The 11,897-nt window shown below is 68.0% G+C and carries 11 protein-coding genes; 4 read left to right on the top strand and 7 right to left on the bottom strand.

Annotated features, from left to right (window positions below):
* Positions 1–107: 107 nt before the first annotated feature.
* Together ACWIGI_RS11990 and guaB are read right to left on the bottom strand one after the other, a co-directional pair.
* The gene (locus tag ACWIGI_RS11990) at positions 108–1,241 is read right to left on the bottom strand and encodes a GuaB3 family IMP dehydrogenase-related protein (protein WP_454202380.1); all 1,134 of its coding nucleotides are present in this window, start codon (positions 1,239–1,241) and stop codon (positions 108–110) included.
* Between the two features lie 235 nt (positions 1,242–1,476).
* Positions 1,477–3,021, bottom strand: coding sequence for an IMP dehydrogenase (gene guaB, locus ACWIGI_RS11985; RefSeq protein ID WP_454202379.1), 1,545 nt, complete (start codon positions 3,019–3,021; stop codon positions 1,477–1,479).
* Between the two features lie 385 nt (positions 3,022–3,406).
* Between guaB and ACWIGI_RS11980 the strand changes: the two genes are divergently transcribed.
* A complete protein-coding gene (locus tag ACWIGI_RS11980) occupies positions 3,407–3,820 on the top strand; it encodes a DUF5319 domain-containing protein (RefSeq protein ID WP_029923780.1) in 414 nt (137 codons plus the stop codon).
* Positions 3,821–3,997: 177 nt separating this feature from the next.
* Here the strand turns inward: ACWIGI_RS11980 and ACWIGI_RS11975 are convergent, their stop codons facing one another.
* The 3 genes from ACWIGI_RS11975 to ACWIGI_RS11965 form a co-directional block, all read right to left on the bottom strand.
* Positions 3,998–5,137: an anti-sigma-D factor RsdA gene (locus tag ACWIGI_RS11975; RefSeq protein WP_454202378.1), complete on the bottom strand. Its 1,140-nt coding sequence runs from the start codon at positions 5,135–5,137 to the stop codon at positions 3,998–4,000.
* A complete protein-coding gene (locus tag ACWIGI_RS11970) occupies positions 5,130–5,711 on the bottom strand; it encodes a sigma-70 family RNA polymerase sigma factor (protein ID WP_354990162.1) in 582 nt (193 codons plus the stop codon). The genes ACWIGI_RS11975 and ACWIGI_RS11970 overlap by 8 nt, the downstream gene beginning before the upstream one ends.
* Positions 5,712–5,867: 156 nt before the next feature.
* Entirely contained in the window at positions 5,868–6,815 is a 948-nt protein-coding gene (locus ACWIGI_RS11965; RefSeq protein WP_454202377.1) for a hypothetical protein, read from the bottom strand.
* Positions 6,816–7,424: 609 nt separating this feature from the next.
* Here ACWIGI_RS11965 and ACWIGI_RS11960 point away from each other — a divergent pair.
* The 3 genes from ACWIGI_RS11960 to ACWIGI_RS11950 all read left to right on the top strand — a co-directional run bounded on the left by ACWIGI_RS11960 (position 7,425) and on the right by ACWIGI_RS11950 (position 9,052).
* A complete protein-coding gene (locus ACWIGI_RS11960) occupies positions 7,425–7,718 on the top strand; it encodes a WhiB family transcriptional regulator (protein WP_153805677.1) in 294 nt (97 codons plus the stop codon).
* A 457-nt stretch (positions 7,719–8,175) separates the two neighbouring features.
* Positions 8,176–8,739 carry a sigma-70 family RNA polymerase sigma factor gene (locus ACWIGI_RS11955; RefSeq protein ID WP_454202565.1) on the top strand — a complete coding sequence of 188 codons (564 nt, stop codon included), beginning with the start codon at positions 8,176–8,178 and terminating at the stop codon, positions 8,737–8,739.
* A 1-nt stretch (position 8,740) separates the two neighbouring features.
* The gene (locus ACWIGI_RS11950; RefSeq protein WP_454202376.1) at positions 8,741–9,052 is read left to right on the top strand and encodes an RskA family anti-sigma factor; all 312 of its coding nucleotides are present in this window, start codon (positions 8,741–8,743) and stop codon (positions 9,050–9,052) included.
* A gap of 368 nt (positions 9,053–9,420) precedes the next feature.
* Here ACWIGI_RS11950 and groL read toward each other — a convergent pair whose 3' ends face one another.
* Both groL and groES read right to left on the bottom strand, forming a co-directional pair.
* Positions 9,421–11,028, bottom strand: a complete 1,608-nt coding sequence (groL, locus tag ACWIGI_RS11945) for a chaperonin GroEL (protein ID WP_454202375.1) — start codon at positions 11,026–11,028, stop codon at positions 9,421–9,423.
* 208 nt (positions 11,029–11,236) lie between these two features.
* Positions 11,237–11,539, bottom strand: a complete 303-nt coding sequence (groES, locus tag ACWIGI_RS11940; protein WP_354990166.1) for a co-chaperone GroES — start codon at positions 11,537–11,539, stop codon at positions 11,237–11,239.
* Positions 11,540–11,897: the final 358 nt, after the last annotated feature.

Below are 11,897 nucleotides of genomic sequence, written 5' to 3'. Positions count from 1 at the left end.
GTCCCGGCGCCATCGGGTGTACCCCCATCACGAAACCCGTTGCCGCCATTGACGACATCGCCCCCGCTCCGCGGATCCGGAACGGGGGCGACGCGAGCGCGCGGAACCTACGCGCGAATGTTCAGTCCGACCTTCTGGAATTCCTTCAGATCGCTGTACCCGGTCTTGGCCATCGCACGACGCAGGCCGCCAACGAGATTCAGCGAACCGTACGGATCGTTGGAGGGCCCGTTGAGCACCTGCTCGAGCGGCACCTGCTCCTCGTCGATGGCGTACGGCAGCACCGCACCGCGCGGCACCGACGGATGCGCGGCCGCCGACGGCCAGTACAGGCCCTTACCCGGGGTCTCCTTCGCGACCGACAGCGGCACGCCCAGCATGACCGCGTCCGCGCCACACGCGATGGCCTTGGCGATATGCCCGGAGGTCAGCGTCTCGCCGTCGGCGATGACGTGCACGTACCGGCCACCGGTCTCGTCCAGGTAGTCCCGGCGCGCGGCAGCGGCGTCCGCGATGGCGGTCGCCATCGGAACCCGAATGCCCAGCACCTCATTGGTGGTCGTGGCGCCCTGCTGCGAGCCATAGCCCACGATCACGCCGGCCGCGCCGGTGCGCATCAGGTGCAGCGCGGTGCGGTGATCGCTCACGCCGCCCGCCACCACCGGCACATCCAGCTCGGAGATGAAGGTCTTGAGGTTCAGCGGCTCACCGTCGCCGACGTGCTCGGCGGAGATGATCGTGCCGTGCACGACCAGCAGATCGAGCCCGGCCTTCACCAGGCCCGGGGTCAGCGCCCGCGCGTTCTGCGGGCTGACCCGCACCGCGACCGTGACGCCGGCCGCGCGCACCTCGGCCACCGCGGTGGCCAGCAGCTCGGGCTGCATCGGCGCGGCGTGCAGTTCCTGCAGCAGCGCGATGGCGGCCTCGACGCCTTCCTTCTCCGCGACGTCGGACAGCTGCTGGATCTTGGCCTCGACATCGGCGTGGCGCGCCCACAGGCCCTCGCCGTTGATGACGCCGAGCCCACCGGCCTTACCCAGCTCGATAGCGAACTTCGGCGACACCAGCGCATCGGTGGGATGCGCCAGGAACGGGATCTCGAAGCGATAGGCATCGAGCTGCCACGCCACCGAGACCTGCTTGGACGAGCGGGTCCGGCGCGAGGGCACGATGTCCACATCATCCAGCTCGTAAGTGCGACGGGCAGTTCGCCCCATGCCGATCTCAACGAGGTCGCGCACGCCTGTGTGTCCTTTCTGTGGTGATTGCCTGCGCCGGACAGCGGTGCTCGCGACCTGGTGGTCGCGACCTACTCGCCCTCGGCTCGATCACTTCACGGTCCAGAACAAGACGGGCGGACCTTCGAGGTGGGGCAATCGGTTTCGGGTTGTGAAGTTGTCCGGTGACCGGCGCCCCAGCGCGCGGCCCGCCCGGTCCGGAGACCGAACGGGCCGCGCGACAACGGATGCGCCTGTCTCAGCCGCGAGTGGTGTAGTTCGGGGCCTCGACGGTCATCGTGATGTCGTGCGGGTGCGACTCCTTCAGACCCGCCGCCGTGATCTGCACGAACTGCGCGGACTGCAGACCCTCGATGTTCTGCGCGCCGGTGTAGCCCATGGCCGCGCGCACACCGCCCACCAGCTGGTGGATCACCTGGTCCAGCGGACCGCGGAACGGCACCCGGCCCTCGATGCCCTCGGGCACCAGCTTCTTCTCCGAGAGGACGTCGTCCTGGAAGTAGCGGTCCTTGGAGTAGGACTTGGCCTCGCCGCGCGACTGCATCGCACCCAGCGAACCCATGCCGCGGTAGCTCTTGAACTGCTTGCCGCCCACCAGGATCAGCTCACCCGGCGATTCGGCGGTGCCCGCCAGCAGCGAACCCAGCATCACGGTCGAGGCGCCCGCGGCGATCGCCTTGGCGATATCGCCGGAGTACTGCACGCCGCCGTCGGCGATGACCGGAACGCCCAGCGGCGCGCACGCCGCGTTGGCCTCGAGAATCGCGGTGATCTGCGGCGCGCCGACACCGGCGACGACGCGGGTGGTGCAGATGGAGCCGGGCCCGACGCCCACCTTCACCGCGTCCACGCCCGCCTCGACCAGCGCCAGGGCGCCCGCGCGGGTGGCGACGTTGCCGCCGATGATCTGCACCCGGTCGCCGACCTCGGCCTTGACCTTGGACACCATCTGCAGCACGCCGGCCTGGTGACCGTGCGCGGTGTCGACCACGAGCACGTCGACGCCGACGTCGGCCAGGGTCATGGCACGCGACCAGGCGTCCTCGCCCACACCGACCGCCGCGCCGACCAGCAGGCGGCCGTCGCGGTCCTTGGTGGCGTTCGGGTACTGCTCGGTCTTGACGAAGTCCTTGACGGTGATCAGACCGCGCAGCTTGCCGTTGCCGTCGACGATCGGCAGCTTCTCGATCTTGTGGCGCCGCAGCAGCCCCAGCGCTGCCTGGGCGGTGACGCCCTCCTGCGCGGTGATCAGCGGCGCCTTGGTCATGATGTCGGCGACCCGGCTGTTCTGATCGACCTCGAAGCGCATATCGCGATTGGTGATGATGCCCACCAGCTGGCCCGCCTCGTCCACCACCGGCAAACCGGAGATGCGGTAGCGCGCGCACATGGCGTCGACCTCGGCGAGGGTGTCGGTCGGGCGACAGGTCACCGGATCGGTCACCATGCCCGCCTCGGACCGCTTCACCGTCTCGGCCTGCGCGGCCTGATCGGCCACCGACAGATTGCGGTGCAGGACGCCCATGCCGCCCGCACGCGCCATGGCGATGGCCATGCGCGCCTCGGTGACGGTGTCCATGGCCGAACTCACCAGCGGCGTGCGCAGCGTGATCTCACGAGTCAGACGGCTGGACGTGTCGACCGAGCTGGGAATCAGATCCGAGGCGGCGGGCAACAGCAATACGTCGTCGAAGGTGAGGCCGAGCATGGCGATCTTGTTCGGATCGTCTCCACCCGTATGGGGGCGGCCGGCGTTTCGTTCGCCCGTTACGGGACTGCTCATCGGATCGACCCCTCCTGGAGCTCGGCACAGTCCCCCGAACCGAGATCGGCGCGGGCGACCGGATGAATGACAATGCCGGCGTTTGCTACCCGGCCTTTGGTCAACCATGGTATCCGCCCGCCGAATCGCGTTTGATTCGCCTCCGCTCCGCTTCGGCGGGTTCGGGTCCCCGTTTCCCGCTTCCGGCCTCCCGCTCTGCCCCGCTCCACGCCCCCGCACGGGCCGCTCCGGAACCGCGCGGACGCCGAACCGATCGCTCGAGGTGGCGCAGAACACTCGCATCGGACACGACTCTCCGCGCGACAGTGTCGAGTGACACAGCGAAGTAGGGGCAAATACCCAACAGCGCTGGCGCAGACCCCCTCTGTCTGCGTACCGTGGGACTGTGCGTGACCATCTACCACCTGGCTTGCCGCCGGATCCATTCGCCGGAGACCCCTCCGACCCGTCGGCCGCGCTCGATGCCATCGAGCCGGGGGAACCGCTGGATCCTCACGAGCGCCTAGCGGTCGAAGAGGATCTCGCCGACCTCGCGGTATATGAGGCACTACTGGCCCACCGCGGCATCCGCGGCTTGGTCGTCAGTTGCGAGGACTGCCGGCAGGATCATTACCACGACTGGGACATGTTGCGCGCCAACCTCCTCCAGCTACTGGTGGACGGCACTGTGCGCCCGCACGAACCCGCCTACGATCCCACTCCCGAGGCGTACGTCACCTGGGACTACTGCCGTGGCTATGCCGATGCCTCGATGAACGAGGCATTGCACGGCGACGGTTTCGACGGGTTCGACGTCTAGAACACCGACAGCGGGCCCGCGATCATCGATCGCGGGCCCGCTTCGTCGTGCCCGCACCCGCGGGACCCGACCCCGAAAAGACCTGTGCCCGGCCGGGAATCCCCGTACCGGGCACATGAAAAAAGCCGACCGAGGCCGGCTCTCTCATGATCACGTCACACCGTGCGGCCGATCATGTCACCGCACACCCGGCACCGAAGGCACATTGGGCAGGCCCCCACCGGCGCTCGGCAGCGTCTGCGGCGGCACCACCGGCGCCGGCACCGAAGGCTGCTCGGCCGAGGGCGCCGTCACCGGCCCGCCGGGCGGCAGGGTGCCGCCCGGTTCCGGCAGCGACGCCGGACTCGTGGTCCCGCCGGTGCCCGGAACAGTCGACGGCGGAGGCGAATCCACCGACGGCTGCGTGGGCACCGTGCTCGGACCGGGGGTCTCGGGCAGCGGGGTCACCGGGCCACCCGTGGGCGGAACGGTACCCGGCAAGGTATCGATGCCGCGCGGGTCATCCGTCGTGGTGTCGCCGCCACCGGGGGTATTCGGCAGGGTCGTGCCCAGCACCGTGTTGTCCGGGGTCGTGCTGACCGCCGGATTGGTGGTCGGCTTGACCGCGGTGGTGGTCGGCACCGGCGCGAGCGAGCTGGCGATCGTCGGCGCGATCTCCTGCAGCTGCGTGTACAGCTGCTGCCAGCGATCGAGCAGATCGTCCTTCTTACCCGAGTCGTTGACCTGGCCCGCGTTCGCCGACGCGCGCTCCATCACGGCCTTGGCTTCCTCGGGGCGATTCTGGCTGATGAGCAGCTGCGCCTCGGCCAGATCACTGTCCGCCCGCGCCACCACGGTGGTCTGGGCCTGCTCGCTGAACACGACCTCCTTGACCCGCCACAGCGGATCACCGGGCTCGGCGCTGTACGAGAAGGCGGTCAGACCGCCGAACACCAGCGCCAGCGCCGCCGCGGCGCCCAGCAGGGGACGCACGAGCCTTAGTCGCCCGCGTCCCGCCTGTGCGCCGATACGCGCGTCACGCGCGCCTATCTCCTGATTAACCGCCGCGACAATGGTGTCGAGATCCGGACCGGCCGGCATCGGCTCCTCGAGGATCTCCGCGCGCCAGTCCGCGAGCAACGCCGCGAGCTGGTACTCCTCCGAGGTTCCCGTCTGTACGGGACCGTCGCCGGAGATGGCATCGATCAGCGCGTCATCGCGGCGTACAGCCGCGATGTCCACCGGACCGGAATCACCGGACGTCTCGGCGTAGGGACCGCTGTTCTGCGATCCAAGCCGCTTGCCGTCGCCCCGACCGCGCTCGCCATCCCTAGCCATACATTTCACCTGCCCTCGCCACTTGAGTCTTGAGTTTCGCGAGTGCCCTGTGCTGGGCGACTCGTATAGCACCCGCCGTACTGCCCACGGCGACTGCTGTTTCTTCGGCTGACAAACCCATGACCAGGCGGAGGATCAGAATTTCTCGATGCTTCTCCGGAAGCGTCGCCAGCAGACTGTTCATCTGCCGGCTGGTTTCGGATTCGAGAGCTCGCTGCTCCGGCCCCTGGTCGGTGGATATGACATCCGGTACTTCGGCCATGGCGTCCGCCTTGTTACGGGCGGCGTTGCGATGAGCGTCAGCGACTTTGTGGGAAGCGATGCCATAGACGAAAGCCATGAACGGTCTGCCCTGATCCTGATAACGCGGCAGGGCTGTCATGACGGCCAGACAAACCTCCTGCGCGACGTCGTCCGCGGAGAGTTGACCTCGTTCGGCCGACCCGATGCGCGCACGGCAATACCGCACCACGAGGGGGCGGATGCTCTCCAGTACCTGGGCTAGAGCAGACCGGTCGCCCTGCGCTGCGGCAGCGACGACTGCTGGGTCCAACTCCTCACCCGCGTTGTTCATCGTCAGAGCTGTTCCTGGCGTTACGAGTGGCACCGTGGATGGCGCAGCGGTGCTTCCGCGGAGGGGCGGAACGGTCCAACAATAGCGGCAACCGCATCCGTGCCAGCTGTTACGGGGTCAGTCTCCGGGGCTTCTCAGGGTGGTCCCGGACCTCGTTCAGGGGCGATCGAGAAGGTCGGTGGCCGAACGCAATCGCCCTCCGCGAGCGGCCAGCAAACCGGCGCATTCGGCGGCTTCCGCGGCGCCGCCCGCCGCGGGGTCCACGCCCGAACGCAGCATGGCGCAGGCCCACCGCAGCGGCAGCAGCTCGAATTCGCGCGTCGCCGTGGCTACTTCGGCCGCCAGCCGCCTCGACCGTTCGAGGTCCCCGGACGCGGCGGAGGCGGCGGCGACCAATAGCCGGGACTTGACTCGGTGCCGCACGGAGGGGCCGGCCTCGGCCAGTTCGAGCGCGGCTTCGGCGTGTGCGAGCGCGGGATCGCCGGAACTGTCCGCGGCACCCGTCGGGCCTGGAACGAAACCGCTCGGTCCGGGCGTGGCGATCAGCCCGGAGCCGGGAGCGCACAGCGCCGTCTCGGCAGCCACCCAGTGCAGTCGGATGCGCTGACGCCAGTACGGATCGGCCGCACCGGCCGCACCGCCGAGGAAGTGGTGGCAACGATTCAGCAGCCGGGCCGCGAGCGCGGGCCGGGCGGTGCCGAGGGCATCGGCGGCGAGTCCGGTCAACGCATCGCAAATCGCCTGTGCGCGGGCCGAATCCGAATTCTCGGCAATCCGGACACTCCCGGCAGCGGGGGCGGCCGGCAGCACCAGGGCCGCGGCCCGCCCGTCCGCGACGGCGGCCCGGGCGTGCCAGCCGAGCTGGCGCAGCAGTGAGCCCTCGGTGCTGTGTACGAGCGAGCGCAGCACCGGATCCGCGGTGCCGCGCACGGCGCGGCGCAGCTCGGTTCTGGCCGCGGCGTAGTGCCCGACCCCACCGAGCGCGACCGCGCGCAGCCAACTTTCGGTGGCATCGCCGGCGGACGGCAATCCGGCAGCAGCGCGACCCGGGTCGGCGCCGAACGCGACAGCGGCCGGGAGCGAGTTCATTTCGAGCACAGGCACTGCCGCACTGTAACCAGTGCCGTCGGCCGGGCATGCCCCGACATAGCACAGAAGTCCAGCTACCTCGCAGCATTCGAAGGCGTCTTTGTGTTTCCACTCCGTAAATCTGCGCTCGCTATCGCCTAGCACGCACACAAGAAATTCGTACGCCGTTTCGCGCTATTAACCTGACGGCCTCGAGGTGGCCATCTCTACCGCACTCACGGCGAGCGGTGCAATGGCTGAGATCACGCTGATCACCACTCCCGCATAGCAGGCAATGATCCCATTCGCGCCCGAAAACCGGTCTCCACCAGTGCTTTCAACAAGTCGGATGGGCTATCAGAGAGCCCACACCCTGCTGGCCAACCGATCAGTATCACCACAGTCGGCCCTACTTGTAAATAGCAAAGATGTTAATTCTCTAATGCGCAGGTATTTGGATCAGCGTGGAACTGTCTATTGACTGGAATTCATTGTCCGACCTAACGTACGACATCGCCGCCGTCGGCGCCGTGTGAAATTGCGGCACCGGCGGAGCGTGATCGCCGGGAGCCGGCGATGCGGCTCACCGTTTGCCACCAGCACTGCTCGACAATGCCGACGAGCTCGCACCAAGAGGAGTTCACCATGCCGATGCCGACCCACCTCCCTGGTCCGAACGCCGATGTCTGGGATTGGCAGATGCGCGGGTCCTGCCGCGGACAGGACTCTTCGGTGTTCTTCCATCCGGATGGCGAGCGCGGCCGGGCACGTGCCCAGCGCGAGATGCGCGCCAAGGAAGTCTGCCGCGCCTGCCCCGTCCTGCTGCAGTGCCGTTCGCACGCCCTGAAGGTCAGCGAGCCCTATGGAATCTGGGGCGGGATGTCCGAGACCGAGCGCGAGATGCACGCGCGCCGCAACCGCCGCCGGGCGGTCGCCTGACACTCCGGGAAGATCGCCCGGGAGCACGCGTGTGACTCCTGTGTATCAGCGATACGAGCGGGGCGAGTGGCTGCGTTGTTGCTGACCACAGCCGGTGTGAGTTCAGAAAGTTTCCCATCCGCGCGGCACGGCGCGCCGAATGTCTAGCAAACAACCGGCCACTGCGGAGCGCAAAATCGGTTGCCGACGGCAGAGCTACGGCGTTTCTCCGGAGCTCCGGCGTGTCACGGCGTGTCTTCTTTTCTGACCGGTTTGGACAAGTCGGGACAAAACGGAAAACCGCTGTACGACAATCGTTTTGCCGATACCCCCACGCGAAAGGAGGTCATAGCGGCACGCTACCCTCGTGGCCGATGACACAGAACGGAGCGTTGTGACAGCGCGGCCGCCGGCCGCAGAGGGCGACTCGTTCCAGAGTTCGGGGAACGAGAAGGTGGAGACACCGACGGACTCTGCGATGACGGCGCGCGCAGCCGAAAGCCTCGAACTAGCCGCACTTCTCCAGCGCTGCGGGCAGTCCGACGAGCCGGCATTCGCCGAGCTCTACGACCGCACGAGCGCGCGAGTCTTCGGGCTGGTTCTACGGGTGCTACACGATCCGGGCTATGCGGAGGAGACCACCCAGGAGGTCTACCTCCAGATATGGCGCACCGCAGCCAATTTCGATCCGGCGAAGGGGTCCGCTGTCACCTGGCTCATGACCCTCGCCCACCGGCGCGCGGTCGATCGGGTACGTGCCGAACAAGCCCACGCCCTGCGCGAAGTCGCCTATGGCACCAGCACTCTCGGTAACGAGTTCGACGAAGTCACCGAAGAGGTCGGCCGGCGGCTCGAACAGCAGGCGGTCCTGCAGGGTCTGGCGACCCTCACCGAGACGCAGCGTGAGGCGATCTCACTCGCCTACTTCGGCGGACGCACATATGCGGAGGTAGCGGCATACCTCGGAGTAGGGTTACCTACCGTTAAGTCCCGTATACGGGACGGACTGACACGACTCAAGAAAAGTTTGGGAGTGACGTGAGATGAACGAAAGCCAGATCGATCTCGCGCACACTGTCGCGCTGGGATCGATCGGCGACGAAGATCAGCGCGCGGTGCGGGAACTATTGGATACCGACGATCCGGTACTGCGCGCGAGCTTCACCCAGGAAGTGCAGCACACCCGAGACGCCCTCGCCGCGTACGCGAGCACGGTGGCCACACCACCGCCGCCCGCCCTGCGCGACCGCGTTCTCGCCGCAGTAGCAGCAGACCAGGCGCCGGCCACAGAGTTCCATCACGACCGCTCCACGCTCCATTCCGGAAACGGGCGCAGCCCAGCCGTTCACGACTGAGCCGCTTTCGCGTATCCGCCGAACAGGGCATCCGCCCAGTCCCTTCTGTGTGACCGGGCTCCGGCCCCGTGCACTGGACGCGGGCGCCGCTCCCACCCACAGGGATCACTCGCGCGCACAACGGTTTCCAAGGCCCTTCGCTCCCCCTCGGCGTCAAGTGGCCCTGACCGCAATCCGCGACAGCCCGCACCCCGGGCCGAGTACGTCGGCGGCCCGACCACTCCCGCGGCGGGCCCGGCGGAGCCCGACGCCCGCTCCGGACAGATCGACCGTTAACCCGCCCCCGAACACGACGAAGCCCCCGGACAGATCTCCTGTCCGGGGGCTTCGTCGTTCAGCGACTCACCAGCGCCGAGCGGTCCTCACACTCAGTGCGAGTGGCCGTGGTGCGCGTCGGCCGGCTCCTCGGCCGGCTTCTCCACGATGGCGCTCTCGGTGGTGAGCACCATGCGCGCCACCGAGATGGCGTTCTCGACCGCGGAACGGGTCACCTTGACCGGGTCGATGACGCCGTCGGCGACCAGATCGCCGTAGGCCAGGGTGGCGGCGTTGAAGCCGTCCTTGCCCTCGGTGACCTTGGCGACCACGACCGCGCCGTCGACGCCCGCGTTGGTGGCGATCCAGTACAGCGGGGCCAGCAGCGCCTGGCGCACGACCTCGACGCCGACCGCCTCGTCACCCGAGAGCGAGTCCTTCAGCGCGCCCAGGGTCGCGGCGGCCTGCACCAGCGCGGTGCCGCCGCCGGGGACGATGCCCTCGGCGACCGCGGCCTTGGCGGAAGCGACCGCGTCCTCGACGCGGTACTTGCGCTCCTTGAGCTCGGTCTCGGTGGCAGCGCCGACCTTGATGACGGCGACGCCGCCGGCCAGCTTGGCCAGGCGCTCCTCGAGCTTCTCGCGGTCCCAGTCGGAGTCGGTGTTCTCGATCTCCTTGCGCAGCTGGGAAACCCGCGCGTTGATCTCCTCCTGGGTGCCGGCGCCCTCGACGATGGTGGTCTCGTCCTTGGTGACCACCACGCGACGGGCCTTGCCCAGCACGTCCAGGCCGGCCTCGCGCAGCGTGATGCCCAGGTCCGGGTTGATCACGGTGCCGCCGGTGACGATCGCCAGGTCGTCCAGGAACGCCTTGCGGCGGTCACCGAAGAACGGGGCCTTCACGGCAACGGCCTTGAGGGTCTTGCGGATCGCGTTGACCACCAGGGTGGACAGCGCCTCGCCCTCGATGTCCTCGGCGATGAGAACGACCGGCTTGCCGGACTCCGCGATCTTCTCCAGCAGCGGGAGCAGGTCGGGCAGCGAGCTGATCTTCTCGCGGTTCAGCAGGATCCAGGCGTCCTCGAGAACGGCCTGCTGCGTCTCCGGGTCGGTGACGAAGTACGGGGACTGGTAGCCCTTGTCGAACTGCACGCCCTCGGTGATGGCCAGCTCGGTCTGGGTCGAGGAGGACTCCTCGATGGTGACCACGCCGTCCTTGCCGACGGTGGTGAGCGCCTTGCCGACCAGCTCGCCGATCTCCTCGTCGCGCGAGGACACGGTGGCGACCTGGGCGATGGCCTTCTCGCCGTCGACCGGGGTGGCCGCGGCCTGCAGGGCGGCGGTGATCGCGTCGGCGGCCTTGCCCATGCCCTTGCCCAGGGTCATCGGGTTGGCGCCCGCGGCGATGTTCTTCAGGCCGCCCTTGATGAGCGCCTGCGCCAGGACGGTGGCGGTGGTGGTGCCGTCGCCCGCGACGTCGTTGGTCTTGGTGGCGACGCTCTTGACCAGCTGCGCGCCCAGGTTCTCGAACGGATCCTCGAGATCGATGTCGCGGGCGATGGTCACGCCGTCATTGGTGACGGTCGGGCCGCCGAAAGCCTTGGCCAGCACGACGTGCCGGCCGCGCGGGCCCAGGGTGACCTTCACGGCGTCGGCGAGCTTGTCGACGCCGCGCTCCATCGCGCGACGAGCCTTCTCGTCGAATTCGATCTGCTTTGGCATGTGTACCTGCTCCTGAAGTGAGTTGGGGTAGAACGCGAACCGCCCCGGGGCCGGAGCTGTGGACAGCGACGGCACCGGGGCGGAAATCTCGGTGGCCCGAACGGGGCGGTGGTGCCCCGTTCACCCTTTTCGGGTGTTTCGAATCGGCGCGCCCACCCACCCAATTTGGGGGGCGGGGCCGAATTCGCGGGTCCGAGTTCGGTCGTTCCTACTTGGTGACGACGGCCAGCAGGTCGCGCGCCGACAGGATCAGGTATTCGCCGCCGCCGTACTTGATCTCGGTGCCGCCGTACTTGCTGTAGATGACGACGTCGCCTTCCTTGACGTCCAGCGGGATGCGCTTCTCGCCTTCGTCGTCCCAGCGGCCGGGACCCACGGCGATGACGGTGCCCTCCTGGGGCTTCTCCTTCGCCGTGTCGGGGATGACCAGGCCGGAGGCGGTCGTCGTCTCGGCCTCGTTGGCCTGGACGAGGATCTTGTCCTCGAGCGGCTTGATGTTCACGCTCGCCACGTTGAGCCCTCCACTTTTCAGGGGTCTTCGCGCCCGGGGCGGTTCCCCGGACTCACGGTTTCGGTCTTTGGGTCTGACCCTGCGCACAAGCCCCGTCGTCGCGGGAGCCGGGACCACTGCCCAGTAGTCAGAAACTGGCGTCCGGGAGCACTGACCGGGAGCCAACTAGCACTCTATACACGTGAGTGCCAGCGCTCAAGGCAGGGTTATCCGCAGCTGAGACGGATAACCCCGACTCGCCGGAGCGAACGGCCGGAAAATCTGAGGGCTTCCAAAGAAAAACGAAAATCTGTAACGTTCGGATAACGGATTGTGACACCATTGACGACGGCCGCGCGGCAGGGCTGTCGACCCTCGA

Source organism: Nocardia sp. NPDC055321, assembly GCF_053645575.1.
Note: the sequence above shows the minus strand (reverse complement) of the source record. Positions and strands in the feature narration are given on the sequence as shown.